This window comes from Pseudomonas syringae (assembly GCF_021605415.1).
Taxonomy (GTDB): Bacteria; Pseudomonadota; Gammaproteobacteria; order Pseudomonadales; family Pseudomonadaceae; genus Aquipseudomonas; species Aquipseudomonas syringae_S.
In genome coordinates this window covers 15,607-39,471 of record NZ_WKEQ01000041.1, presented here as the reverse complement: position 1 = coordinate 39,471, position 23,865 = coordinate 15,607, and the positions used below count along the sequence as shown (strand labels likewise).

27 protein-coding genes are annotated in these 23,865 nt (G+C 59.2%); 17 read left to right on the top strand and 10 right to left on the bottom strand.

Features of this window, described 5'->3' with window-relative positions:
- Positions 1–169: 169 nt before the first annotated feature.
- From scpC to GIW69_RS22735, 6 genes are all read left to right on the top strand, one after another.
- Entirely contained in the window at positions 170–1,663 is a 1,494-nt protein-coding gene (gene scpC, locus GIW69_RS22760) for a succinyl-CoA:acetate CoA-transferase ScpC (protein WP_236485017.1), read from the top strand.
- A 319-nt stretch (positions 1,664–1,982) separates the two neighbouring features.
- Positions 1,983–2,198 carry a YjiS-like domain-containing protein gene (locus GIW69_RS22755; protein ID WP_236485016.1) on the top strand — a complete coding sequence of 72 codons (216 nt, stop codon included), beginning with the start codon at positions 1,983–1,985 and terminating at the stop codon, positions 2,196–2,198.
- Positions 2,199–2,579: 381 nt separating this feature from the next.
- Positions 2,580–2,897, top strand: coding sequence for a DUF2388 domain-containing protein (locus GIW69_RS22750; RefSeq protein WP_236485015.1), 318 nt, complete (start codon positions 2,580–2,582; stop codon positions 2,895–2,897).
- Between the two features lie 108 nt (positions 2,898–3,005).
- Positions 3,006–3,314, top strand: a complete 309-nt coding sequence (locus tag GIW69_RS22745; RefSeq protein ID WP_236485014.1) for a DUF2388 domain-containing protein — start codon at positions 3,006–3,008, stop codon at positions 3,312–3,314.
- Between the two features lie 28 nt (positions 3,315–3,342).
- Positions 3,343–3,663 carry a DUF2388 domain-containing protein gene (locus GIW69_RS22740; protein WP_236485013.1) on the top strand — a complete coding sequence of 107 codons (321 nt, stop codon included), beginning with the start codon at positions 3,343–3,345 and terminating at the stop codon, positions 3,661–3,663.
- Positions 3,660–5,621 (top strand): DUF7844 domain-containing protein, encoded by a 1,962-nt coding sequence (locus GIW69_RS22735; RefSeq protein ID WP_236485012.1) that lies wholly within the window; start codon positions 3,660–3,662, stop codon positions 5,619–5,621. The genes GIW69_RS22740 and GIW69_RS22735 overlap by 4 nt, the downstream gene beginning before the upstream one ends.
- An 85-nt stretch (positions 5,622–5,706) precedes the next feature.
- Here the strand turns inward: GIW69_RS22735 and GIW69_RS22730 are convergent, their stop codons facing one another.
- The 3 genes from GIW69_RS22730 to trpB all read right to left on the bottom strand — a co-directional run bounded on the left by GIW69_RS22730 (position 5,707) and on the right by trpB (position 8,341).
- Positions 5,707–6,174: an anti-virulence regulator CigR family protein gene (locus GIW69_RS22730; protein ID WP_236485011.1), complete on the bottom strand. Its 468-nt coding sequence runs from the start codon at positions 6,172–6,174 to the stop codon at positions 5,707–5,709.
- A gap of 122 nt (positions 6,175–6,296) precedes the next feature.
- Entirely contained in the window at positions 6,297–7,109 is an 813-nt protein-coding gene (gene trpA / locus GIW69_RS22725) for a tryptophan synthase subunit alpha (RefSeq protein WP_236485010.1), read from the bottom strand.
- A complete protein-coding gene (gene trpB / locus GIW69_RS22720; protein ID WP_236485009.1) occupies positions 7,109–8,341 on the bottom strand; it encodes a tryptophan synthase subunit beta in 1,233 nt (410 codons plus the stop codon). Before trpB ends, trpA begins: the two co-directional genes overlap by 1 nt.
- A 113-nt stretch (positions 8,342–8,454) precedes the next feature.
- Between trpB and GIW69_RS22715 the strand changes: the two genes are divergently transcribed.
- Complete coding sequence (locus GIW69_RS22715) at positions 8,455–9,372, top strand: LysR family transcriptional regulator (RefSeq protein ID WP_236485008.1); 918 nt, start codon at positions 8,455–8,457, stop codon at positions 9,370–9,372.
- On the opposite strand, the gene GIW69_RS22710 is transcribed toward GIW69_RS22715, so the two are convergent.
- Complete coding sequence (locus GIW69_RS22710) at positions 9,345–9,671, bottom strand: DUF883 family protein (protein WP_236485007.1); 327 nt, start codon at positions 9,669–9,671, stop codon at positions 9,345–9,347. The genes GIW69_RS22715 and GIW69_RS22710 overlap by 28 nt on opposite strands.
- A gap of 158 nt (positions 9,672–9,829) precedes the next feature.
- Between GIW69_RS22710 and GIW69_RS22705 the strand changes: the two genes are divergently transcribed.
- Both GIW69_RS22705 and GIW69_RS22700 read left to right on the top strand, forming a co-directional pair.
- The gene (locus GIW69_RS22705) at positions 9,830–10,045 is read left to right on the top strand and encodes a dodecin (RefSeq protein ID WP_236485006.1); all 216 of its coding nucleotides are present in this window, start codon (positions 9,830–9,832) and stop codon (positions 10,043–10,045) included.
- Between the two features lie 127 nt (positions 10,046–10,172).
- Positions 10,173–10,397, top strand: a complete 225-nt coding sequence (locus GIW69_RS22700; RefSeq protein WP_236485005.1) for a DUF1161 domain-containing protein — start codon at positions 10,173–10,175, stop codon at positions 10,395–10,397.
- 157 nt (positions 10,398–10,554) lie between these two features.
- Here GIW69_RS22700 and GIW69_RS22695 read toward each other — a convergent pair whose 3' ends face one another.
- A complete protein-coding gene (locus GIW69_RS22695; protein ID WP_236485004.1) occupies positions 10,555–11,556 on the bottom strand; it encodes an LLM class flavin-dependent oxidoreductase in 1,002 nt (333 codons plus the stop codon).
- Positions 11,557–11,795: 239 nt separating this feature from the next.
- Between GIW69_RS22695 and GIW69_RS22690 the strand changes: the two genes are divergently transcribed.
- On the top strand, positions 11,796–12,227 hold the full coding sequence (locus GIW69_RS22690) for an OsmC family protein (protein ID WP_236485003.1): 432 nt from the start codon (positions 11,796–11,798) through the stop codon (positions 12,225–12,227).
- A gap of 58 nt (positions 12,228–12,285) precedes the next feature.
- Complete coding sequence (locus tag GIW69_RS22685; RefSeq protein ID WP_236485002.1) at positions 12,286–12,525, top strand: DUF1161 domain-containing protein; 240 nt, start codon at positions 12,286–12,288, stop codon at positions 12,523–12,525.
- Between the two features lie 6 nt (positions 12,526–12,531).
- On the opposite strand, the gene GIW69_RS22680 is transcribed toward GIW69_RS22685, so the two are convergent.
- Both GIW69_RS22680 and GIW69_RS22675 read right to left on the bottom strand, forming a co-directional pair.
- The gene (locus GIW69_RS22680; protein ID WP_236485001.1) at positions 12,532–12,951 is read right to left on the bottom strand and encodes a PA0061/PA0062 family lipoprotein; all 420 of its coding nucleotides are present in this window, start codon (positions 12,949–12,951) and stop codon (positions 12,532–12,534) included.
- A 40-nt stretch (positions 12,952–12,991) separates the two neighbouring features.
- Entirely contained in the window at positions 12,992–13,414 is a 423-nt protein-coding gene (locus tag GIW69_RS22675) for a PA0061/PA0062 family lipoprotein (RefSeq protein WP_236485000.1), read from the bottom strand.
- 59 nt (positions 13,415–13,473) lie between these two features.
- Between GIW69_RS22675 and GIW69_RS22670 the strand changes: the two genes are divergently transcribed.
- Entirely contained in the window at positions 13,474–14,565 is a 1,092-nt protein-coding gene (locus tag GIW69_RS22670; protein ID WP_236484999.1) for an aminopeptidase, read from the top strand.
- A gap of 98 nt (positions 14,566–14,663) precedes the next feature.
- Here GIW69_RS22670 and GIW69_RS22665 read toward each other — a convergent pair whose 3' ends face one another.
- The gene (locus tag GIW69_RS22665) at positions 14,664–15,314 is read right to left on the bottom strand and encodes an HAD family hydrolase (RefSeq protein WP_236484998.1); all 651 of its coding nucleotides are present in this window, start codon (positions 15,312–15,314) and stop codon (positions 14,664–14,666) included.
- 28 nt (positions 15,315–15,342) lie between these two features.
- Entirely contained in the window at positions 15,343–15,888 is a 546-nt protein-coding gene (locus GIW69_RS22660) for a gamma carbonic anhydrase family protein (protein WP_236484997.1), read from the bottom strand.
- An 89-nt stretch (positions 15,889–15,977) separates the two neighbouring features.
- Between GIW69_RS22660 and prlC the strand changes: the two genes are divergently transcribed.
- Both prlC and GIW69_RS22650 read left to right on the top strand, forming a co-directional pair.
- Positions 15,978–18,029: an oligopeptidase A gene (gene prlC, locus GIW69_RS22655; RefSeq protein ID WP_236484996.1), complete on the top strand. Its 2,052-nt coding sequence runs from the start codon at positions 15,978–15,980 to the stop codon at positions 18,027–18,029.
- Positions 18,026–18,316 (top strand): YheV family putative zinc ribbon protein, encoded by a 291-nt coding sequence (locus tag GIW69_RS22650; protein ID WP_236484995.1) that lies wholly within the window; start codon positions 18,026–18,028, stop codon positions 18,314–18,316. Before prlC ends, GIW69_RS22650 begins: the two co-directional genes overlap by 4 nt.
- 138 nt (positions 18,317–18,454) lie before the next feature.
- On the opposite strand, the gene GIW69_RS22645 is transcribed toward GIW69_RS22650, so the two are convergent.
- Complete coding sequence (locus GIW69_RS22645; RefSeq protein ID WP_496570948.1) at positions 18,455–19,099, bottom strand: dual specificity protein phosphatase family protein; 645 nt, start codon at positions 19,097–19,099, stop codon at positions 18,455–18,457.
- A gap of 289 nt (positions 19,100–19,388) precedes the next feature.
- Between GIW69_RS22645 and GIW69_RS22640 the strand changes: the two genes are divergently transcribed.
- Genes GIW69_RS22640 through GIW69_RS22630 form a run of 3 tightly spaced genes read left to right on the top strand, consistent with a single transcriptional unit; the run spans position 19,389 to position 23,227 of the window.
- Positions 19,389–20,126, top strand: coding sequence for a gluconate 2-dehydrogenase subunit 3 family protein (locus GIW69_RS22640; protein ID WP_236484993.1), 738 nt, complete (start codon positions 19,389–19,391; stop codon positions 20,124–20,126).
- A 2-nt stretch (positions 20,127–20,128) separates the two neighbouring features.
- The gene (locus tag GIW69_RS22635) at positions 20,129–21,913 is read left to right on the top strand and encodes a GMC family oxidoreductase (protein ID WP_236484992.1); all 1,785 of its coding nucleotides are present in this window, start codon (positions 20,129–20,131) and stop codon (positions 21,911–21,913) included.
- Between the two features lie 12 nt (positions 21,914–21,925).
- Complete coding sequence (locus tag GIW69_RS22630; protein WP_236484991.1) at positions 21,926–23,227, top strand: cytochrome c; 1,302 nt, start codon at positions 21,926–21,928, stop codon at positions 23,225–23,227.
- Positions 23,228–23,865: the final 638 nt, after the last annotated feature.

The following is a 23,865-nucleotide window of genomic DNA, read 5'->3' as shown; positions in this document are numbered from 1 at the left end:
TTTGAAAAATCCGTCGGACAATTTGTCGCGTTGTTACCGTTCCGGTAACAGTGTTTTACTCGAAAAGCCCGGAATAGACGCCTCTTTTGCGACCTTGGTAGCGGGACGACTGCCTGCCAAATTCACTAAACTGCGCATCCTGCTACCCGCTGCCCGAGATAATAATCCCATGTACCGTGACCGTATTCGCCTGCCTTCGTTGTTGGACAAAGTGATGAGCGCCGCCGAGGCCGCCGCTTTGATTGAGGACGGCATGACCGTCGGCATGAGCGGTTTCACCCGTGCCGGTGAAGCCAAAGCCGTTCCGCACGCCCTGGCCGAGCGCGCCAAGATCACGCCGCTGAAGATCAGCCTGATGACCGGCGCCAGCCTGGGCAACGACCTCGACAAGCAACTGACTGAAGCAGGCGTCCTGTCGCGGCGCATGCCCTTCCAGGTCGACAGCACCTTGCGCAAAGCGATCAACGCCGGCGAAGTGATGTTCATCGATCAGCACCTTTCGGAAACCGTTGAACAGTTGCGCAACCAGCAATTGAAGTTGCCGGACATCGCGGTAATCGAAGCCGTGGCCATTACCGAGCAAGGGCACATCGTGCCGACCACCTCCGTGGGCAACTCGGCGAGCTTCGCGATTTTCGCCAAACACGTGATTGTAGAGATCAACCTGGCGCACAACGCCAACCTCGAAGGCCTGCACGACATCTATATCCCGACCTATCGCCCGACGCGCACGCCGATCCCGCTGGTAAAGGTCGATGACCGGATCGGCAGCACCGCAATTCCGATTCCGCCGGAGAAGATCGTCGCGATCGTCATCACCCAACAGCCTGACTCACCATCCACTGTGCTGCCGCCGGATGTCGACACCAAAGCCATCGCCGATCATTTGATCGACTTCTTCAAGCAAGAAGTGGCGGGCGGACGCATGACCAACAAGCTCGGCCCATTGCAGGCCGGGATCGGCAGCATTGCCAACGCCGTGATGTGCGGCCTGATCGACTCGCCGTTCGAAGAACTCACGATGTATTCCGAGGTGTTGCAGGATTCGACCTTCGATCTGATCGATGCCGGCAAACTGAGCTTTGCTTCTGGCAGTTCGATCACTTTGTCCGAGCGCCGCAACAGTGATGTGTTCGGCAATCTGGAAAAGTACAAAGACAAACTTGTGCTGCGCCCGCAAGAGATCTCCAACCACCCGGAAGTGGTGCGGCGCCTGGGTATTATCGGTATCAACACAGCGCTGGAATTCGACATCTACGGCAACGTCAATTCCACCCACGTCTGCGGCACGCGGATGATGAACGGGATCGGCGGCTCGGGAGACTTCGCGCGCAACGCGCATCTCGCGATCTTCGTCACAAAGTCGATTGCCAAGGGTGGCGCGATTTCCAGTGTGGTGCCGATGGTCAGCCATGTGGATCACACCGAGCATGACGTTGACATCCTCGTCACCGAAGTCGGTCTGGCCGACCTGCGGGGCCTGGCGCCAAGGGAACGAGCGCGCGCGATCATCGACAACTGCGTGCACCCGGACTATCGCCAGGCGTTGAACGACTACTTCACCGCTGCTTGTGCGCTCGGCGGACACACCCCGCACATTCTGCGCGATGCCCTCAGCTGGCACATGAACCTTGAAGAAACCGGGCGGATGATCGCCATCTGATTCATACAGTTATCTGGTGACGCAAATACAGTTTCGTCAGCGGCTGATTGCAATCCCTTGTTTCGACAATAACTGTACTGCTGTACCTGTCTTTTCCTACAGTAATTTCGTACTAAATGCCCATAGTCCGACAAAAACGCACATTAATAGTGCAGACAGGTACAGTTGCCTCAATATCGACCAGTACACCCCCTATAAACAGTTAACTGGTCGCTCACATTACAGTTGAACTGTATCTAGAGAGACTAGGCAAACGAGAGGATCATGGGCACCAGTTAAACCACTACCTAATCCCGCCACAAGCGGAAGGATGTCAACCATGGAACGTACACTCAGTTCCGATCTGTTCTTCGAAAACACCGCTGCACAAACCCAGGCTTCCCTGCCTTTGCGCGTTATCGCCAACCTGATGTTGTGGCAGCGCCGCATCTCCAGCCGCCACCAATTGGCCCGTCTGGATTCGCGTCTGCTGGCTGACGCCGGGATTAGCGAAGCACAACGCTACGAAGAGCTGAGCAAGCCGTTCTGGCGCTAATCAGCGTCGCTGGCCTTGGTCGTTAGACCCACCGCCAGCACCCGAATTGAACAAACAAGACCCGTCGTGGGAAACCACGGCGGGTTTTGTCGTTTGAGAGCATGAAAAGTGCAAAGCAGTACAATTTACGGAACGCAAATTCATACAGGTACAGTTTGTATCAGCTGCCGAAGGCTGCGGTCGTTTGACGTTTTAGTAGCAGCGTCAAACGATCGCAGCCTCTGACAGCTACTACAGGGGGTCATGTATTCAAGACGCTTTCCTTGTTCGCTCCGCCGCGCCTAATATCCAGACAGAGCGTGGCGAATGATGTGCGACCGGCGTCTGACTTCTCACACACCGAGCCACCTCCCAACACGGTTTACCCACAGGAGTTACACCATGTCCCGTCTTCGTCTGCTCAGCGCCGCCGCCCTGCTGGCCGTGGCTGCCAATGCCAGCGCCACTAGCTTCATCGTCACCACCGATGCGGTCGTCGGAGCACTCAAATCCTCTTCCGATGCCACCTCAGACGTGTCCTCCTCCTTTCGTGACGACAAAATCGTCCTCGCCGCGCGCGACGACGCCGCCAGTTTCGTGGCCAGCCAAGGCGACATTCGCGGCGTGAAGCTGGAAAGCGCCCTCGATCACATCCGTCACCAGGCACCACAATTGACCGCGACCGATGCACAACTGGCCCAAGCCATCCTCGCGATCTAAGTCGAAACAGTCATTCGGGACACGTTGCCGTGTCCCTGATGTTTCGGCGCTGGCTCTAAGCCGGGCGTTGCGTTAGCCTTTTGGCTTCGCCAACCGCTTCCGAGTCTCATGCATTTACCTAAATACTTTTTTGCTTCTTCCGTTCTGGTGACCGTTGGCTGGGCCGCATCGGCTAATGCCTTCGATGTGTCTACGCAAAACACCGTGGTCAGCGGTTATGCCACCAGCATGGTGTCTTCCGCGCCTTTCGACCGTAAAATGCTGATCGCTGCTCATGACGACGCGGCCGCCTTCGTTGCCACTGACGGTCAATGGCGAGGTGCGCGACTGGAGTCTGCGCTGCATTACCTGCGTAAATCCCGGCCAAAACTTCATGGAAGTGACCTTGAACTGGCGGAAGCAATTCTCGTCCAATAGCTATCCTTTGTCCCTCCGGAGTCGTTCCATGCGTAGCCCGCTGATTGCTGCCGCCCTTGGCCTGTTTTTATTGGCCGACATGGCCCAGGCCCAAACCCTGGTAGCCACCAGTAACATCATTGTCCGCGCCTCCCAGCGCACCATCGATTTCACGTCTGACACCACGACGTCGATCCGCGACTCGAAGATCATTCGCGAAGCCCATGACGACGCCGCCAGTTTCGTCGCCAGCAACGGCGATATCCGTGGCGCCCACCTCGAAGCCGCACTCAACACCTTGCGCACCCGCGTGCCGGAAGCCCGAGACGCCAGTGATCAGGTACTCGCCGAAGCCATCCTCGCATTGTGAGGCCGCTCGGCGCCTGGCTGCTGGCCGGGGCACTGTTGCTTCTTGGCAACAGCGCCCACGCCGGCCTGCAATTGCGGCTCAAGACCGAAGGCTTGAGCCCCGCCCAGCAGCACGCCAGCCAGGCGCTGCTTGATGAAGCGATGCAGGCATTGCCGCCGCGTTTCATCGAGCAACTGGATCGGCGCATCGACGTTGGCTGGACGGATGACATGCCTGGCAACGCCTACGGTCAGGCGACGCTGGTCGCGGAACTCGACCTCAATCGCCGATTGCTTGCCGGCCTCACCGACGGCAGCGCCGCCAAGGAAAAAACCAATCGCCCCCACGGCACCGTGCGCCGCGAATTGCTTGCCACGGTGTTGCACGAACTCACCCACATTTATGACCGCGCGCGCCTGTGGCAAGCCGCCGAGCGCTCGCTGATCCTGCGCTGCACCCGGCGCAACAATAGCGCCGGGCTGATCGGCATCCCCGACGAATGCCGGGGCCAGACCAGCCGTCGCTTCACCCTCAGCGACGATCCGCGCCTGCTCGACCTTGCCGGTTGGCAGCAATATGTCGGCCGCCGTGGCGAACGCGAACAGCACAACCGCCAGATCGCACGCAGCCCGGATCTTTACGAGATCTCCAGCCCGAAAGAGTTCGTCGCGGTCAACATGGAGTATTTCCTCCTCGACCCGAGCTACGCGTGTCGTCGGCCGGCGCTGTATCGCTATTACAAGGAGCACTTTGGCTGGGCACCGCCCGCCAAGGACACGTGCAGCAAGTCCTTCGCCTTCCTGAATGCCGGCAACGATTTCGCCAAACAACCTTTAGGCCAAGTCGATCCGGAACGCGTGTACGCCGTGGATTACCTGCTCGCCGAGGCCAATCAGAATTGGGTCAGCCGCTGGGGCCACAGCATGTTGCGTCTGGTGATCTGTGCGCCCGGCCGACCCCGTGGCCCGGATTGCCGTCTCGATCTGGATCAGCACCTGGTGCTGTCCTACCGCGCGTTCGTTGGCGACGTGCAGTTGTCGAGTTGGGACGGACTGGTCGGCAAATACCCGTCCCGCCTGTTCGTGCTGCCGCTGGCGCAAGTGATCGACGAGTACACCAAGACCGAACTGCGCAGCCTCGCCTCGGTGCCGCTGAACCTGTCGCGCAGCGAAATCGAAGGCGTGGTCGAACACGCCGCCGAGATGCACTGGAGCTACGACGGCAACTACTTCTTCCTGTCCAACAACTGCGCCGTCGAGGGGCTGAAACTGCTGCGCAGCGGCAGCAACAACGCACAGCTCACGGGCCTGGACAGCATCATGCCCAACGGCTTGCTGGAAGTGCTCAAGGGCCGAGGACTGGCCGATACCAGCGTACTCGACGATCCCAAAGAGGCCTTACGCCTGGGTTACCGCTTCGATTCGTTCCGCGATCGCTATCAGGCGATGTTCGATGTGCTGAAGAAGCAATTACCGATCAAGGAAAACACCGTCGAAGAGTGGCTTTCGCTTACGCCTGAAGAACGCCGGCAATGGTTTGCCCGCGCCGATCTGCGTACCAGCGCCGCGTTGCTGTTGCTGGAGCAAGCCAGTTTCCGCCGGCAATTGCTGCTGGCCCAGGACGAGGTCAAGCAACGTTACCTCGGCGCCCGCGAGCTGGAGAACGGCGGCATGGGCAAGGCCAATGCGACCTTGCAGCAGATTCTCGCCAACAGTGGCTTCCTCAGCCGCCCGGCGGAATTGCTCGACTCCAAAGGCTACGGCTTGCCGCAGCCGAGCGAGTTTGATCGCCTGGAATCGGAAAGCAGCCTGCGCCAAAAGCAGCTGCAGGCGTTGACCGGGGATCTGGACAAGGAAGTACGGGCACTGCTGGAGCCCAAGCGGGCTGCCGAGATTGCGGCGAACGAGGCGAATCTCAAGCAGATTGGCGAGCACTTGCGCAAACTGCACAAGGCTTCGGGCGGATTGGAGTTGCCCTAGAAACAAAAGATCGCAGCCTGCGGCAACTCCTACAGGGTCTCAGGTAGGAGCCGCCGCAGGCTGCGATCCGGTGACTGACTGATAGTTAATACAAAACACCCTGAAGAATCTCGTAAACGATCCCGGTACCCACCGCAATCAGCACGACATCGCCACCTGCCCGGCGCCATTCGTAGCCTTGGTAATAAGGCAATTGGCGCAGCGCGCGATTATCCAGACGTTCGCCGTGATACCCGTGTGGCAGCGGCCGGCCGCGTTCCAGGTGAATGCCCGGCGGAGGTGGCGCGCCACGGACGAAGTAGCCGTGATTGTTCTGGATGGTCTGGCGCACCGGGCCAAAATCGCGCGGTGGCGGGCTACCGTGATGGTTGTTTTGCGCGCCGCGGTTATCGTTACTGCGGTTGTCATGCTGGCTCTGTTGCGGGCCGCCGCGATCGTGATCGTCGCGCTGATCATTGCGCTGATCATTGCGCTGATCGGCGCTGGCCAACAAAGGCGTGGCACTGATCATCAGGATGCCCAGACTGGCAATCAGACGTTTCGGCACTTTCATCGGGTCTTTCCTCACTGCACTGACAGCAAAAAAGGATTCAGAACCTAGTCCTGAATCCCTCGATCTTGCTGAATTAGTCAGTGCCCAAAGGCGCTAATTCCTCTGTATCAAGAACTTTACCCTTAGCTGACTCGCGCTTTACGCACGCCTGCGGACAGCGCCGAGCAAAGGGTGAGCACACCATCGATGGCCTGCTGTGGCGTATCGGCACTGGCAATGTGATCGATCAGTGCTGAACCCACCACGACGCCGTCGGCCAGGCGCGCAATAGCGGCGGCTTGCTCCGGGGTACGAATGCCGAAGCCGACGCTGATCGGCAGATCAGTGTGACGACGCAAACGCGCCACCGCTTCTTCGACATGCTCCAGCGTCGCCGCACCGGCACCGGTCACACCCGCGACTGACACGTAGTAAACAAAACCGGAACTGCCGTTCAACACCTTCGGCAGACGCACGTCATCAGTTGTCGGCGTGGTCAGGCGAATGAAGTCGATGCCGGCAGCCTGGGCCGGGTCGCACAGCTCGGAATTGTGCTCCGGCGGCATGTCGACCACGATCAGGCCATCAACGCCGGCTTCTTTGGCATCGGCAATGAAACGTTCGACGCCATACATGTGGATCGGGTTGAAGTAGCCCATCAGCACCAGCGGCGTGTCGGTGTTGTCCTGACGGAACTCGCGCACCATTTGCAGGGTTTTCAGCAGGTTCTGCTTCGCACCCAAGGCGCGGATGTTGGCGAGTTGAATCGCCGGGCCATCGGCCATCGGATCGGTGAACGGCATGCCCAGCTCGATGACGTCAGCACCAGCGGCCGGCAAGCCTTTGAGGATCGCCAATGAAGTGTCGTAATCCGGATCGCCCGCCGTGACGAAGGTCACCAGTGCGGCGCGATTTTGTTCCTTGAGATCAGCAAAACGGGTTTGCAGGCGGCTCATCAGTGTTTCTCCTGCTGGGACTGTTCCATATGGTGCATCACGGTCTGCATGTCTTTATCGCCACGGCCGGACAGGTTGACCACCATCAGGTGATCCTTCGGCAGGTTCGGCGCGCGTTTAAACACTTCGGCCAAGGCATGGGCGCTTTCCAGCGCAGGAATAATCCCTTCCAGACGGCAGCATTTATGGAATGCATCGAGGGCTTCGTCGTCGGTCACCGAGGTGTACTGAACGCGACCGATGTCATGCAACCAGGCGTGTTCCGGGCCAATACCCGGGTAGTCGAGGCCGGCGGAGATCGAGTGAGCGTCGATGATCTGACCATCGTCGTCTTGCAGCAAGAAGGTACGGTTGCCGTGCAGCACACCCGGGACGCCGCCGTTCAGGCTGGCCGCGTGCTTGCCGGTTTCGATGCCGTAGCCCGCCGCTTCAACGCCGATAATCTCGACGCTCTTGTCATCAAGGAACGGATGGAACAGGCCCATGGCGTTGGAACCGCCGCCGATGCAAGCGACAAGGCTGTCTGGCAGACGACCTTCCTGGGCTTGCAACTGGTCACGGGTTTCTTTGCCGATCACAGCCTGGAAGTCACGAACCATCGCCGGATACGGATGTGGCCCGGCCACGGTGCCAATCAGATAGAAGGTGCTGTCGACGTTGGTCACCCAGTCTCGCAGGGCTTCGTTCATCGCATCTTTCAGCGTGCCGGTGCCGGCGACCACCGGGATGACTTCAGCGCCCAACAGCTTCATGCGAAACACGTTGGCCTGCTGACGCTCGATGTCGGTAGTGCCCATGTAGATCACACAATCCAGACCAAAACGCGCAGCCACGGTAGCGGTCGCTACACCGTGCATGCCGGCGCCGGTTTCGGCGATGATGCGTTTTTTGCCCATGCGCCGCGCCAGCAGGATCTGGCCGATGCAGTTGTTGATCTTGTGCGCGCCAGTGTGGTTCAGCTCTTCGCGCTTGAGGTAAATCTTGGCGCCGCCGCAGAATTCGGTCAGACGCTCGGCGAAATACAGTGGGCTCGGACGTCCGACGTAGTCACGCTGGAAGTAGGCCAATTCTTCTTTGAAAGCAGGATCTTCCTTCGCTGCTTCGTATTCGCGGGCCAGATCGAGGATCAATGGCATCAGGGTTTCAGCGACGTAGCGGCCACCGAACGAGCCGAACAGGCCGCTGGCGTCAGGGCCGTTACGCAGATCGGAAGTGTTCGAAGTCTGGGTCATGGTGCGCTCCAGGTGAATTCGGTTGAGAAGACAATGACGTCCACTCTACCCCTGACGGTCTACGCTGAAAACCGATAAGATCGCCGCAACCTGTCAGGAAAACTCACAAATAAATGAGCCACGACCTTCCCCCGCTGAACGCCCTGCGCGCCTTCGAAGCCACTGCCCGGCTGAACGGCGTCAGTCAGGCTGCCGAGCAGCTCCACGTGACCCATGGTGCAGTCAGCCGTCAACTGAAGGTGCTCGAAGAGCACCTCGGCGTCAGTCTTTTTGTCAAAGATGGACGCGGCCTGAAACTCACAGATGCAGGAGTCCGCTTGCGTGACGTCAGCGGCGAAGCGTTCGAGCGCTTGCGCAACGTCTGCGCCGAACTGACTCAAAGCACCGCCGATGCGCCGTTCGTGCTCGGCTGCTCCGGCAGCCTGCTGGCGCGCTGGTTCATTCCGCGTCTGGGCCGCCTCAATGCGGATCTGCCGGATCTGCGTCTGCACCTGTCGGCCGGAGAAGGCGATCTCGACCCCCGTCGCCCGGGGCTGGACGCTCTGCTGGTGTTCGCCGAACCGCCATGGCCGGCGGACATGCAGGTCTACGAACTGGCCAGCGAGCGTATCGGCCCAGTCATGAGTCCGCTGTTCAACGGCTATCAACGGCTGCAAACCGCGCCCGCCGGAGCGTTGTTAAACGAACCGTTGCTGCACACCACGTCTCGTCCGCAGGCCTGGCCGAGTTGGGCACAGCAAAACGATCTCGACGCCGAGGCGTTGAAATTCGGGCAGGGTTTCGAGCATTTGTATTATTTGCTGGAAGCGGCGGTGGCAGGCCTGGGTGTAGCGATTGCACCGGAGCCGCTGGTGACCGAGGACTTGCGCGCCGGTCGCCTGGTTGCGCCGTGGGGTTTTTGTGAAACCCCGGCGCAACTGGCGTTGTGGCTACCGAAACGCGCCGCTGACGGCCGCGCCCGGCAATTGGCGCAATGGCTCAAAAACGAGCTGCGCCAAGCGGATCAATCGCCGCGTTTGCAGAGCAAGTAAGCGGCCAGCAGACCCAGCGCGCCGACGGCCACGCCAGCGGTCGTCCACGGATGCTCCTGAGCGTAATCGCGGGTGGCGATGCCGGTCTCGCGGGTTTTGACTTTGACTTCTTCGTAGGCGTCGCTGAGCAGGTGACGCGAATGTTTCAGCGCCGTCTCGGCATTGCTTTTCAGCGCCTTGAGGGTTTTGCGCGACTCGTCGGATGCATCGTCCTTCAGGCTTTCCAGGGACTTGAGCAGACTCTCGATCTCGGCTTCCATGCTTTGCAACGAGGCTTTGCGTAACGAGGTGTTGGCCATGGTGTCTCTCCTGCAATGGTGATGAGTGGCGTGTGAAGGTTGGGACTTCGCCGCTTCGTGAAAGTGCAGAAAATATGAACTTTGCCTGGCTTCGGGCCGACCAAATCAACACTGCAATTCACTGCTAGGCTGTATTTTAGCCACTCAAGGAGAACGTTATGACTGACCATCACACGTACAAGAAAGTCGAGCTGGTTGGCTCGTCCGCGACCAGTATTGAAGATGCCATCAACAATGCGCTGACCGAAGCCAACAAAAGCATCAAGCACCTGGAATGGTTCGAAGTGACCGAAACCCGAGGGCACATCGAAAACGGCAGGGCGGCGCATTTTCAGGTCACGCTAAAAGTGGGCTTCAGAATTGCCAGTAGCTGAGTTTGGTCTAGTCTTCTGAACTTGCGCACTGGCCGAGTGCCATAGGGAATGGCAATGCGCTATGAGGTGAGTCATGTCGGCAGTCGCCAAGGCTCACCACCTTTGATCCGACCAGGGAGTGCGACCGATGAAGAAGTTCATGTTGGCAGTAGGTTTGTTGAGCCTTGCGGGTGGTGCGTTTGCTGCCGGCAAGCCGTGTGAAGAATTGAAGGCCGAAATTGCGGCGAAGCTGGATGCCAAGAGCGTCTCAGGTTATTCGCTGGAGATTGTTGATAAAGGTGCTTCGGCAGACGGCAAGGTAGTTGGCACCTGCGAAGGCGGCGCCAAGGAAATCGTCTACAAGCGCGGTTGATCGCGCCTGAAATGCAAAAAGCCGACGTGAATGCGTCGGCTTTTTTGTGCAAATTTCCCACGACTGTGGGAGCTGCGGCACGCTACGATCTTTTGATCTTGAGCCAATAAAATCGAAAGATCGCAGCCTCGTTTCACTCGTCAGCTCCTACAGGCTTTTAGCCCTTCATGACTTGCGCCAACAGCTCGTAGGAATGCACCCGATCCGCATGCTCATACAAATCACTGGTAAAGATCAGCTCATCCGCCTGCGTCTGCTCAACCAATACCTCCAGCTTCGCACGGATTTTCGCCGGGCTGCCCACCATTGCCAGTCCGAGGAAATCCCCCACCGCTTCACGTTCATGAGGCAGCCACAAGCCGTCCATGGTTTGCACGGGTGGGCGCTGCACCAGACTCTGCCCACGCATCAGCGCGAGAATCCGCTGGTACACCGACGTCGCCAGGTAATCGGCCTGCTCATCGGTATCGGCCGCCACCAGCGGCACGCCCAGCATCACGTAAGGCTTGTCCAGCACCGCTGAAGGTTTGAAGTGATTGCGATAAACCCGGATCGCCTCGTGCATGAAACGCGGTGCGAAATGTGAGGCGAATGCGTAGGGCAAACCGCGTTCACCGGCCAGTTGCGCACTGAACAGACTGGAACCCAGCAGCCAGATCGGCACGTTGGTGCCGGTGCCCGGCATGGCGATCACCCGTTGATCCGGGGTGCGCGGGCCGAGGAAGCGCACCAGTTCCGCGACGTCTTCAGGGAAATCATCCGCGCTGCCGGAGCGCTCACGGCGCAGGGCGCGGGCGGTCATCTGGTCGGAACCCGGCGCGCGGCCCAGCCCCAGATCGATACGTCCCGGGTACAGACTCTCCAGCGTGCCGAACTGCTCGGCAATCACCAGCGGCGCATGGTTGGGCAGCATCACACCGCCGGAGCCGACGCGAATGGTCGACGTACCGCCGGCCAGATAGCCGAGCAACACCGAGGTAGCGGAACTGGCGATGCCATCCATGTTGTGGTGTTCAGCGACCCAGAACCGGGTATAGCCGAATTTTTCGACATGCCGGGCCAGGTCGAGGGAGTTGTGCAGCGACTGGGCGGGGCTGCCGTTCTCGCGCACCGGCACGAGATCAAGGGCAGAAAATTTTACGTCGGACAGTTGCTTCATAAACCTGCTTCTCCGAGTGAGGTCGCAGGTTTCTTGTGAACGAAAACCTGCCGAATTCATAAGCGTGTTCTGTGCAATGAGGGCATATACCCGAGATTCAATAGCCGAGCGAAAATTCCTACTAAAAAAGTCGGCCATTCAGATGAGCTGAACTTTGTTCTGGCGTCTATCCTCAGAAGCCTTGCACACCAAAAACCACGACGGCGCGGCGTTCCGCGCCAAATCTTGAGGAGGCAGACATGGCTATCGTGAAGAAAGCATCCGCACATTGGGCAGGTGACCTGAAAACCGGCATTGGTTCGATCTCCACGGAAACCGGCGTGCTGCGCGAAGCCCCCTACGGCTTCAAGGCACGTTTTGAGGGCGGCAAGGGCACCAACCCTGAAGAATTGATCGGCGCAGCCCATGCTGGCTGCTTCTCCATGGCTTTCTCGATGATTCTCGGCGATGCCGGACTGACCGCCGAAAGCATCGACACCAATGCTGAAGTCACACTCGATCAGGTCGAAGGCGGCTTTGCCATCACGGCGATCAAGCTGATCCTCAAGGCGAAGATTCCGGGAGCCAGCCAGGCCCAGTTTGAAGAACTGAGCAACAAGGCCAAGGAGGGTTGCCCGGTGTCCAAGGTGCTGAACGCAAACATCACTCTGGACGCATCGCTGGTGAGTTAATACGGATCAGGCGTCGGCCGGGCCGACGCCTTCGCAGGCCGTAATTGGAGCTTCAGGCATGAGACGTTTTGTTTTGGCAGTAATCTGCACTGCGTTGGCGACACAGGCTTTGGCCGCACCCAAAGACTGTGAAGAGCTCAAGAATGAGATTGAAGTAAAGATTCAGGCTAACGCCGTCCCCTCTTACACGCTGGAAATCGTCACGAAAGAAGAGGCCGACAAACACGATGTCGCGATGGTTGTCGGCACTTGCGACAACGGTACGAAGGCGATCATCTATCAGAAGAACGACAGCTGAGCGTTCTCACGGCACGCAGTTGATTTGCCGCTCCTCGGCAACGACTTGACCATTGCGGTCAATCAACCGGGCGCTGGGCGTGAAGGCCAGCGAGCGAGCCTCCAGCCGATAACGCTGGCCGGCTTCGAAATGGTCATAGCGCAGGGTCATGTAACACAACCGCTCCTGAGGATCGGTGTCCATGCCCTGGCCACCGCCGAAGATTTCGAAATCGAAGCGTACCGTCAGCTCGTGACTGCCGGGCGCGACCTGAAAGAAACGCCCGTCCCGCATCCGTTGGTTGTCCAATCGTTCGGCCATCAACACTTTTCCGCCGGGAGTCGGCATGGCGAAATCGACCCAAGCCATTTGCGGGTCAGCGGCCGGCAATGGGCTCTGGCAACCTGCCACAACAGTGGCGGCTAGTAACAGCGTCAATTTGCGCATGATCGAAGTCCTGCTAGCGGGACGTCCAGCATAACGCCGATCAGGTGCTCTGACAGCCCGCCGGCGTACCTTGGCCAATCATCTTGCGCTGTTGGTCGTAAAGCTTCGCCCACGGACGGAAGCCAATACTCCCGGCCTGCAACTGATAGCGCTGGCCGGCATTGAAGTCTTTGAATTTCACGCTTAACTGGCAATCGCGCCATAAGGTCTCGGCGTCGGGGCCAATGTTGGTGGCTTGCACCGGGAATTGATAACGCACCGTCAGCTCATGGCTGCCGGGTTCGACTTCAAAATAACGTTTGTCGACGGCAGCCTTGGTGTCGACGTTCAGCGCTTGCAGCGCCGTGTCCTGCTGCCGGGCGTCGAGATCGATCCAGGCTTGCGAAGGGTCGGGGTCGGGCATACCGAATCCGGCACAACCGGCCAGCGTCAGCAGGCTTCCCGTTAGCATCAACATGCGCATAGCGGAGCTCCAATGGGCAGGATAGTCTTGCGGGCAGACTTTCCAGGGATTTTTTTATTTTGATCAGGCCGCTTCCAAGCCATCGGTTACTTGATCGCGTTTTTCGGGTTTTGTTTCCGGGTGTGTTGTTTTTGCTGCTCAACGGTTGTGCCAGCGTCAGTTACTACAGCCAACTGGCCGGTGGACAGTTGCAGCTATTGCGGGCGCGGGTGCCTGTGGCCAAGGTCATCGACGACCCGAGCCGCGACCCAACCTTGCGTGGGCATCTGGCGCAATCGCAAAAGGCCCGCGCCTTCGCCAGCGAACAGTTGCACCTGCCCGATAATCTGAGTTATCGACTCTATGCCGACATCGGTCGCCCGTATGTCGTTTGGAACGTATTCGCCACGCCAGAGTTTTCCCTGAAACCGCAGAACCACTGCTTCCCGGTTGCCGGGTGCGTGGCGTATCGCGGTTACTACAGCCAGAGCGCGGCGCGGGGTGAAGCAGCGTTGCAGCAGCTGCAAGGCATGGACGTATCGATCGGCGGCGTCGAGGCGTATTCGACACTGGGCTGGTTTAACGATCCGATTCTCAACTCGATGACCGGTTGGGGCGATGAACGGTTGGCGACGCTGATCTTTCATGAGCTGGCGCATCAACGCTTTTATGTGAAGGACGACACCGAATTCAACGAGTCTTTCGCGACCTTCGTCGAGCAGGAAGGCACACGCCAATGGCGCGCGTTCCGCAATCTGCCACCAGACAACGATTCCCGCCTGAAGCGGCGCGATGAATTCATCGGGTTGGTGCTCGATACCCGCACACGCCTTGAGCAGCTGTATAACCAAACGTTGCCTGTCGAACAGATGCGCGAGCGCAAAGTCGCCGAGTTCGAACGGTTTCGCCGCGACTATCGGGCAATGCGCGACGCTAAATGGGCCGGTGACAAGCGCTATGACGCCTGGGTCAACGCGCCGCTGAACAATGCGCGGTTGCTGCCGTTCGGCCTGTATGACCAGTGGGTGCCGGCGTTCGCGGCGTTGTTCAAACAGGAAGGTGGGGATTGGTTGAAGTTCTATGCGGCGGTCGAACGGTTGGGTAGATCGCCGGTCGATGAGCGCAAGTTGGCGCTGAAGGCGTTGGCAGACTCAGAATCCTTTAGGGGCTGAATGGCCTCATCGCTGGCAAGCCAGCTCCCACAGGGATTGAGGTGAACCTGAGTACATCACGAACCTGTGGAAGCTGGCTTGCCAGCGATAGCTTTAAATCAGCGCTGCAAAAACGCCTGATGCAACTCCGCCAGCGTCTCGAAGTGATACGCCGGAGTCTCGGCGCTCAGCTCGGCATGGCTGCCAAAACCATACCCCACGGCAACCGCGTCCAGCCCATTGCTGCGTGCGCCAATCAAGTCGTGTTTGCGGTCGCCGATCATCAGGGTGTTGGCCGGGTCCAGCCCTTCCTCCGCCAGCAGATGCGCGATCAGCTCGACCTTATTGGTGCGCGTACCGTCCAGTTCGCTGCCGTAGATCACTTTGAAGTGCTTGGCGAAGTCGAAGTGGCGGGCGATTTCCCGAGCGAACACCCACGGCTTGGAGGTGGCGATATACAGCTGCCGGCCTTGGCCACCGAGGGTTTCCAACAACGGTGTGACGCCGTCGAACACCAGGTTTTCATACAGGCCGGTCACCTTGAACCGCTCGCGGTAGAAATTCACCGCCTCCCAGGCCTTCGCTTCGTCAAAGTCGTAGAACTGCATGAACGCCTGTAGCAGCGGTGGGCCGATGAAGTGTTCGAGCTTGGTCAGATCCGGCTCATCGATGCCCAGTTTGCTCAAGGCAAACTGAATGGAACGGGTGATGCCCTCGCGCGGGTCGGTCAGGGTGCCATCGAGGTCGAACAGTACGGTCTGGTAATGCATGAAAATTCCTGAGCAAAAGTAGGACGGATCAGATCTGGTCGTAGCCTTCGGCCAGGTGCAAATCCTTGAGCTTCACGTAGTTCGCCGCGCTGTAGGTGAAAAACGCATTTTCCTTTTCAGTCAGCGGCCGGATCTGTTTCACCGGGCTGCCCACATAGAGAAAACCACTCGCCAGGCGCTTGCCCGGCGGCACCAGGCTGCCGGCGCCGATGATCACGTCGTCTTCGACCACCGCGCCGTCCATGACGATGCTGCCCATGCCGATCAGAACGCGGCTGCCGACCGAACAACCATGGAGCATGACTTTATGGGCGATGGTCACGTCGTCACCGATCAGCAACGGAAAACCGTCGGGGTTGAACGGGCCGGCGTGGGTAATGTGCAGCACGCAGCCGTCCTGCACGCTTGTTCGCGCACCGATGCGAATGCGGTGCATATCGCCGCGAATGACGGTCAGCGGCCAGACGGAGCTGTCTTCACCTATTTCAACGTCGCCGATCACCACCGACGAGCTGTCGACGAACGCGCCTTTGCTCAGGCGTGGCGTGTGATTCTGGTACTTGCGTAGGGACACGATAATTTCTCTCTCTGTCGCCGATAGCTGCGGTCGGTGTCGATTGTAATTAAGATGGGCGCATGTTTCTTCCAGCCAAGGTGCCAACCGTGAGCGTGAACAACCCTCTTTTGCAGTCCTACGACCTGCCGCCGTTCTCCACGATCCGTGCCGAACACGTGCAACCGGCCATCGAAACCATCCTCGCAGACAACCGCGCCGCCATCGCCGAAATCCTCAAGACCCAAGGCCAGACCCCGACATGGGCCGGCCTGGTGCTGGCGATGGACGAACTCAATGACCGCCTCGGCGCGGCGTGGAGCCCGGTCAGCCACCTCAACGCCGTGTGCAACAGCGCCGAGTTGCGTGAAGCTTACGAATCGTGCCTGCCCGCCCTGAGCGCCTACTCTACCGAGATGGGCCAGAACCGTGAATTGTTCCAGGCCTTCGAAGCCCTGGCCAACAGCCCGGAAGCCGCCGGCTTCGACGTGGCGCAGAAAACTATTCTGGAACATGCCCTGCGCGATTTCCGCCTGTCGGGTATTGATCTGCCGGAAGCCGAGCAAAAACGTTACGCCGAGGTGCAGAGCAAACTGTCAGAACTGGGCAGCCGCTTCTCCAACCAGTTGCTGGACGCTACTCAGGCGTGGACCAAACACGTCACCGACGAAGCCGCCCTCGCCGGCCTGACGGAATCGTCCAAGGCGCAAATGGCCGCCGCAGCGCAGGCAAAAGGTCTGGACGGTTTTCTGATTACCCTGGAGTTCCCGAGCTACTACGCGGTGATGACCTACGCCGAAGACCGGGCCCTGCGCGAAGAAGTCTACGCCGCCTACTGCACCCGTGCGTCGGATCAAGGCCCGAATGCCGGCCAGAACGACAACGGCCCAGTGATGGAAGAGATCCTCGACCTGCGCCAGGAACTGGCCAGACTCTTGGGTTTCGCCAGTTTTTCCGAGCTGAGCCTGGCGACCAAAATGGCCGAATCCAGTGATCAGGTGCTGAGCTTCCTGCGCGATCTGGCCAAGCGCAGCAAACCGTTCGCCGCACAGGATCTGCAACAGCTGCGGGCCTACGCCGCTGAACAGGGCTGCGCGGATCTGCAAAGCTGGGACAGCGGTTTCTACGGCGAAAAACTTCGTGAACAGCGCTATAGCGTCGCGCAGGAAGCGCTGCGTGCGTACTTCCCGATCGATAAAGTCCTCGGTGGCCTGTTTGCCATCGTCCAGCGTCTGTACGGCATCGAAATCGCCGAGCAGAAAGGCTTCGACACCTGGCACCCGGACGTTCGCCTGTTCGAGATCAAGGAAAACGGCCAGCACGTCGGCCGCTTCTTCTTCGACCTGTACGCCCGCGCCAACAAGCGCGGCGGTGCCTGGATGGACGGCGCCCGCGACCGTCGCCGCACTGTCGACGGGGTGCTGCAAAGTCCTGTCGCCAATCTGGTGTGCAACTTCACCCCGGCCGACAGCGGCAAGCCTGCGCTGCTGACCCATGATGAAGTGACCACGTTGTTCCACGAATTCGGCCACGGCCTGCATCACCTGCTGACCCGCGTCGAGCATGCCGGCGTCTCCGGCATCAATGGCGTGGCTTGGGACGCGGTCGAGCTGCCGAGCCAGTTCATGGAAAACTGGTGCTGGGAGCCGGAAGGTCTGGCGCTGATTTCCGGTCATTACGAAACCGGCGAGCCGCTGCCCCAGGATCTGCTGGAAAAAATGCTCGCGGCGAAGAATTTCCAGTCCGGCCTGATGATGGTGCGCCAGCTCGAATTTTCGCTGTTCGACTTCGAACTGCACGCCACCCACGGCGACGGCCGCAGCGTCCTGCAAGTCCTTGAAGGCGTGCGCGACGAGGTTTCTGTGATGCGTCCGCCCGCCTACAACCGCTTCCCCAACAGCTTCGCGCATATCTTCGCCGGCGGTTATGCGGCGGGTTATTACAGCTATAAATGGGCGGAAGTGCTCTCGGCCGACGCGTTCTCGAAGTTCGAAGAAGACGGCGTGCTCAACGCCGACACCGGTCGAGCTTTCCGCGAAGCGATCCTGGCGCGCGGCGGTTCTCAGGCGCCGATGGTGCTGTTCGTCGACTTCCGTGGCCGCGAGCCGTCGATTGACGCGCTGTTGCGCCACAGCGGCCTCAGTGAGGACGCGGCAGCATGAGCGACGGGCCTGTAATCACCAAACGACGCTTTATCGCCGGGGCGGTTTGCCCGGCGTGCAGCGAGCCGGACAAATTGATGATGTGGAACGAGGACGGCGTGCCGCACCGCGAATGCGTGGCGTGCGGTTACTCGGACACCCTCAATGAGCAGGGCCTGTCGGTGCCCAAGGAACTCGGCACCCGGGTCAACACCAGCGCACTCAAGCCTGCGCCGGACAAGAAAGTCCAAGCGGTGCAATTCTTTCCCAATCCAAAATTGAAAAAGAAGCCTGACGAGTCAGTCTGAACAAATGCCGCCTTCCACCTGATCCGGTGGAAGGTGGTATCTATGCAAGTCGGGATTTGCGTGAAGCAATTTTTTCGCCGGGTGAATCGCGCCCTTGCGGTGTCCTTGAGAGCGTTTTTCAATCCTCCGGTCGGTTGACTATTCGACGTGGGCCGATTGAAACCAGCTCTTCATCGAACACGTGGCGAAGGCACTGGTGCTGCAATCGCCATTGGCCAGCGCGGTGCGCAGTTTTTCAACATCGGCCTGCATCACATAGCGAACGCCGTCGCGGAAGTGACCACTTTCACCAAAGCCGCCCTGTGTCATCTCGTTCAGCGCGTCTTCCTTGCTCCAGCCCTGAATGACCACTCGATACATCGCCGCCATCAGGCCCGTGCGGTCGGAACCGTGTTTGCAGTGCATCAACACCGGGCCATTGGCTTCGGCCGCCTGAATCGCTCGCAAAGTTGTGAGCACATCGCTGTCATCCACGTGATTGGTGCGATAGGGCAATTGGACAAGAGTGATGCCGGCGGCTTTCAGCCAGGTTGAATCGTTCTCCGGCAGGAAATTAATGACCGTGGCGACCTTGAGGTTTTTCAGCAGCGGCACCGCGCTGCCGTCAGGCAACGCACTGCGGTAGAGGGTCGGCGACATCTGGAACAGGTTGTATTGCACTTCGATCGGTTGCGCCCATTCGTTGGGGCGAGTCGCCGCTGCGTCATCCGCTTGAGCAGGCAAGCCGTTCAACAACGCGAGCAGCGATAAACACAGGGCGGGAAATAAACGCGAGAAAGACATGCTGGGCAAAGAATTCATAAGTGAACAAGCCCGCAGCTTCAACAATTGGCGGTCAAAGGCGTGTGAGCCGATCGTCAAATAATCGTGAACCGTCCGAACCTGCTTCGAATTCGGGATTTTTTCCGCTGAAACGATTCATCGTAGTGCTTAGCCTGCTACCATTTGTCACATCATGTTGCAGGCGCGGCTTCCCGTCTTCTGGGTTCTTCACGGCCACGTCGCATCAAAAATCATAAAGCCGTCGCCCTGAAACGGCTCCATCCTCAATGCCTGATGAGGTACATCTCCCATGTCAGATGAAAATCGAGACAACCCGCGGCGTGATTTTTTGCGCAAATCCCTGACCCTGATTCCGGTGGTCACCCTGGCTGGCAGCGGGTTGGGCAGTTCGGTATTGCAGGCGGCGCCTGAAGCCGCGCCTGCCGTAAAGCCTGCACCTGCCGACACCGGCGCTTATCAGCCGACGTATTTCACCGCCGAAGAATGGGCCTTTATCAACGCCGCCGTCGCGCAGCTGATTCCCAGCGACGCGCAAGGCCCGGGCGCACTCGAAGCCGGGGTTCCTGAGTACATCGACCGCCAGATGAACACGCCGTATGCCGCCGGAGCTCTTTGGTACATGCAAGGCCCGTTCAATGCCGAGGCAGCGCCGGAAATGGGCTGGCAAAGCAAACTTGTGCCCAAAGACATCTATCGCCTCGGCATCGCGGCGACGGATGCCTGGTCGAAAAACCTCAACGGTAAAGTATTTGCTGAGCAAGACAGCGCTACCCGAGACGATTTGCTCAAGCAACTTGAAGCCGGAAAACCGCAATTCGACGCCGTACCGGCGAAGATTTTCTTCAATCTGCTGCTGCAAAACACCAAGGAAGGGTTCTTCTGCGATCCGATCCACGGCGGCAATAAAGGCATGGTCGGCTGGACGATGATCGGTTTCCCCGGCGCCCGCGCCGATTTCATGGATTGGGTGGAGCGCAACGAGCAATACCCCTTCCCGGCAGTTTCGATTCGCGGCGAGAGGGCGTGAGCATGGCAACGGTAATGAAAAAGGTCGACGCGGTGATCGTCGGTTTCGGCTGGACGGGCGCGATCATGGCCAAGGAGCTGACCGAAGCCGGGCTCAACGTGTTGGCGCTGGAGCGCGGGCCGATGCAGGACACTTACCCCGACGGCAACTATCCCCAGGTAATCGACGAACTCACCTACAGCGTGCGGAAAAAACTCTTCCAGGACATTTCCAAAGAGACCGTCACCATCCGTCACAGCGTCAACGACATCGCCCTGCCAAACCGTCAGTTGGGCGCGTTCCTGCCGGGCAATGGCGTGGGCGGCGCGGGTTTGCATTGGTCGGGCGTGCATTTTCGCGTCGATCCGATCGAGCTGCGCATGCGCAGTCACTACGAGGAACGTTACGGCAAAAGCTTCATCCCCAAAGACATGACCATCCAGGACTTCGGCGTCAGCTATGAAGAGCTGGAGCCGTTCTTCGATTATGCGGAAAAAGTCTTCGGCACCTCCGGCCAGGCCTGGACTGTGAAAGGCCAGTTGGTCGGTCAGGGCAAGGGCGGCAATCCATATGCCGCTGATCGCTCGAACCCGTTTCCGCTTGAAGCACAAAAGAACACTGTTTCCGCACAACTGTTCGGCAAAGCGGCCACGGAAGTCGGCTATAAACCCTACAACCTGCCATCCGCCAATACCTCGGGGCCTTACACCAATCCCTACGGCGCACAGATGGGCCCGTGCAACTTCTGCGGATTTTGCAGCGGTTATGTCTGCTACATGTATTCCAAGGCGTCGCCGAACGTGAACATTCTGCCGGCGCTGAAGCCTTTGCCGAATTTCGAACTACGCGCCAACGCCCACGTGCTGCGGGTCAATCTCGACAGCACTAAAACCAAAGCCACGGGCGTGACCTATGTCGACGGTCAGGGCCGTGAAATCGAGCAGCCGGCGGATCTGGTGATCCTCGGCGCCTTCCAGTTGCACAACGTGCGGTTGATGCTGCTTTCGGGCATCGGCAAACCCTACGATCCGATCAGTGGCGAAGGTGTGGTCGGGCGTAACTTCGCCTACCAGAACATGGCAACCATCAAGGCGTTCTTCGACAAGGATACCCACACCAATAATTTCATCGGCGCTGGCGGTAACGGCGTGGCGGTGGATGACTTCAACGCCGACAACTTCGACCATGGCCCGCATGGCTTTGTCGGCGGCTCGCCGATGTGGGTCAATCAGGCCGGCAGCCGGCCGATTGCCGGCACGTCCAATCCGCCGGGCACACCGGCCTGGGGCAGTGCGTGGAAACGCGCGACCGCTGATTACTACACCCATCAAGTGTCGATGGACGCCCACGGCGCGCATCAATCCTACCGGGGCAACTACCTCGATCTCGACCCGGTTTACCGCGATGCCTACGGCATGCCGCTCTTGCGGATGACGTTCGACTGGCAGGAAAACGACATCAAGATGAACCGCTTCATGGTCGAGAAAATGGGCAAGATCGCCGAGGCCATGGGCCCGAAAGCTATTGCGGTGATCGGCAAGAAAGTCGGCGACCACTTCAACACCGCGTCCTATCAGACCACTCACCTCAACGGTGGGGCGATCATGGGCACCGATCCGAAAACCAGCGCCCTCAACCGCTATTTACAGTGCTGGGACGTGCATAACGTCTTCGTGCCCGGTGCTTCGGCATTCCCGCAAGGTCTGGGTTACAACCCGACGGGGCTGGTCGCGGCGTTGACCTATTGGTCGGCCCGGGCGATTCGCGAGCAATACCTGAAAAACCCCGGCCCGCTGGTTCAGGCATAAGGAGCGATGACCATGAAAAATTTCGTTATCGCAACCCTCGCGCTGCTCGGCAGTGCGTCTGTGTACGCTGCAGAAATCGATCAATCCCTGATCAAAAAAGGCGAATACCTGGCCCGTGCGGGCGACTGCGTAGCCTGCCACACCGCCAAGGACGGCAAGCCGTTCGCCGGTGGCCTGCCGATGGAAACCCCGATCGGCACGATCTACTCGACCAACATCACCCCGGACAAAACCGGCGTCGGTGATTACAGCTTTGAGGATTTCGATCAAGCCGTGCGACACGGCGTCGCCAAAAACGGTAATACGTTGTACCCGGCGATGCCGTATCCGTCTTACGCCCGTGTCAGACAGGACGACATGCAAGCGCTGTACGCGTATTTCATGCACGGCGTGGCGCCGGTGGCGCAAGAGAACAAGGCCAGCGACATCCCGTGGCCCTTGAGCATGCGCTGGCCGCTGATGGGCTGGCGGTGGATGTTCGCGCCCAAAGTCGAGGACTACACAGCGACGAGTGAAGACCCGGTCATCAGCCGTGGGGCTTATCTGGTCGAAGGCCTCGGACATTGCGGCGCGTGCCATACGCCTCGCGCCCTGACCATGCAGGAAAAATCCTTGAGCGCGGCGGATGGCAGCAGTTTTCTGTCAGGCAGTGCGCCGCTGGAAGGCTGGATCGCCAAAAATCTGCGCGGCGATCACAAGGATGGCCTCGGCAGCTGGAGCGAAGAACAACTGGTGCAATTCCTCAAGACTGGCCGCAGCGACCGCAGCGCAGTATTCGGCGGCATGAGCGATGTGATCACCCACAGCATGCAGTACATGACCGACGCCGACCTGACGGCGATTGCCCGCTATCTAAAATCCCTGCCGGCCGCTGACCCTGCCGATCAGCCGCACCAATACGACGAAAAAGCCGCCAAAGCCCTGTGGGACGGCGACGACAGCCAGCGCGGGGCTTCGGTCTACATCGACAATTGCGCCGCCTGCCACCGCACCGACGGCCACGGTTACACCCGGGTGTTCCCGGCGTTGGCGGGCAATCCGGTGCTGCAATCGGATGACCCGACTTCGCTGATTCACATCGTGCTCAAGGGCGGCACACTGCCGGCAACGCACACCGCGCCATCGACCTTCACCATGCCGGCCTTCGCCTGGCGGCTGTCGGATCAGGAAGTGGCGGATGTGGTGAGCTTCATTCGCGGCAGTTGGGGCAACAAGGGTGCGCCGGTGACGGCGTCTGACGTGGCCGGGTTGCGTAAGGAGGATATGCAAACGACGTCCGGCGACGACTTGGGGCAGGTCACGAAACACAACTGAGGCCGTTCAAGCGAAATGCCGCCACACGATCCGGGTCGTGTGGCGGTGGTCGCAGCCCAGTCATCGGTTTCTTTGAAACCCGGTGAACTGAGCGAATGCATCTGCCAGTTGCAAATACAGTTTGCGGTCGTACTTATCGACGTCTCCATCGCCGTCACTTCAGTGACATCCTCCGAAAGCATGTCGTAGCGACCGTTTTTCTCTGAGGACGAGGCGTACATCGCATACTCGAAATCCGCGAGTTCGGTTGCGTGCTCATCGTAGAGATACATGGCAACCTCCGGGCTCGCATCCCGATCCATGTCTTCGATTTCCAGCATTGTCCGGGTCTTCATGGCGGCGCCCTCAGCGTTTTGCCTTGCCGATGGACGTTACCTTTGTTCCTGCTGGCGGATCTACTGTCAGACCTGACAGGGTGTTCAAGCATCCAGTGGTTCTTGGCCGAGCGATCTGCTTAATGGTCATCTGCAACCGTTCCTTCTCGCGCCGCCGGATAACCAACATCAATCAAGGAAAATTCTGATCAGCTTTTAGGGACTCTCCTACATTCAGCGCTTTCCCCTCTCGCTAGGCTGGCGACTTCATCGAAGTACGGAAGCTTTGCCATGTGTGATTGTCCCGTTTGTCGGCTTCGCAAA

Excerpts from the sequence above, each read along its gene's own strand:
- scpC (WP_236485017.1), top strand. The coding sequence starts at position 170 with ATGTACCGTGACCGTATTCGCCTGCCTTCGTTGTTGGACAAAGTGATG.
- GIW69_RS22755 (WP_236485016.1), top strand. The coding sequence starts at position 1,983 with ATGGAACGTACACTCAGTTCCGATCTGTTCTTCGAAAACACCGCTGCA.
- GIW69_RS22750 (WP_236485015.1), top strand. The coding sequence starts at position 2,580 with ATGTCCCGTCTTCGTCTGCTCAGCGCCGCCGCCCTGCTGGCCGTGGCT.
- GIW69_RS22745 (WP_236485014.1), top strand. The coding sequence starts at position 3,006 with ATGCATTTACCTAAATACTTTTTTGCTTCTTCCGTTCTGGTGACCGTT.
- GIW69_RS22740 (WP_236485013.1), top strand. The coding sequence starts at position 3,343 with ATGCGTAGCCCGCTGATTGCTGCCGCCCTTGGCCTGTTTTTATTGGCC.
- GIW69_RS22730 (WP_236485011.1), bottom strand. The coding sequence starts at position 6,174 with ATGAAAGTGCCGAAACGTCTGATTGCCAGTCTGGGCATCCTGATGATC.
- trpA (WP_236485010.1), bottom strand. The coding sequence starts at position 7,109 with ATGAGCCGCCTGCAAACCCGTTTTGCTGATCTCAAGGAACAAAATCGC.
- trpB (WP_236485009.1), bottom strand. The coding sequence starts at position 8,341 with ATGACCCAGACTTCGAACACTTCCGATCTGCGTAACGGCCCTGACGCC.
- GIW69_RS22715 (WP_236485008.1), top strand. The coding sequence starts at position 8,455 with ATGAGCCACGACCTTCCCCCGCTGAACGCCCTGCGCGCCTTCGAAGCC.
- GIW69_RS22710 (WP_236485007.1), bottom strand. The coding sequence starts at position 9,671 with ATGGCCAACACCTCGTTACGCAAAGCCTCGTTGCAAAGCATGGAAGCC.
- GIW69_RS22705 (WP_236485006.1), top strand. The coding sequence starts at position 9,830 with ATGACTGACCATCACACGTACAAGAAAGTCGAGCTGGTTGGCTCGTCC.
- GIW69_RS22700 (WP_236485005.1), top strand. The coding sequence starts at position 10,173 with ATGAAGAAGTTCATGTTGGCAGTAGGTTTGTTGAGCCTTGCGGGTGGT.
- GIW69_RS22695 (WP_236485004.1), bottom strand. The coding sequence starts at position 11,556 with ATGAAGCAACTGTCCGACGTAAAATTTTCTGCCCTTGATCTCGTGCCG.
- GIW69_RS22690 (WP_236485003.1), top strand. The coding sequence starts at position 11,796 with ATGGCTATCGTGAAGAAAGCATCCGCACATTGGGCAGGTGACCTGAAA.
- GIW69_RS22685 (WP_236485002.1), top strand. The coding sequence starts at position 12,286 with ATGAGACGTTTTGTTTTGGCAGTAATCTGCACTGCGTTGGCGACACAG.
- GIW69_RS22680 (WP_236485001.1), bottom strand. The coding sequence starts at position 12,951 with ATGCGCAAATTGACGCTGTTACTAGCCGCCACTGTTGTGGCAGGTTGC.
- GIW69_RS22675 (WP_236485000.1), bottom strand. The coding sequence starts at position 13,414 with ATGCGCATGTTGATGCTAACGGGAAGCCTGCTGACGCTGGCCGGTTGT.
- GIW69_RS22665 (WP_236484998.1), bottom strand. The coding sequence starts at position 15,314 with ATGCATTACCAGACCGTACTGTTCGACCTCGATGGCACCCTGACCGAC.
- GIW69_RS22650 (WP_236484995.1), top strand. The coding sequence starts at position 18,026 with ATGAGCGACGGGCCTGTAATCACCAAACGACGCTTTATCGCCGGGGCG.
- GIW69_RS22645 (WP_496570948.1), bottom strand. The coding sequence starts at position 19,099 with ATGTCTTTCTCGCGTTTATTTCCCGCCCTGTGTTTATCGCTGCTCGCG.
- GIW69_RS22640 (WP_236484993.1), top strand. The coding sequence starts at position 19,389 with ATGTCAGATGAAAATCGAGACAACCCGCGGCGTGATTTTTTGCGCAAA.
- GIW69_RS22635 (WP_236484992.1), top strand. The coding sequence starts at position 20,129 with ATGGCAACGGTAATGAAAAAGGTCGACGCGGTGATCGTCGGTTTCGGC.
- GIW69_RS22630 (WP_236484991.1), top strand. The coding sequence starts at position 21,926 with ATGAAAAATTTCGTTATCGCAACCCTCGCGCTGCTCGGCAGTGCGTCT.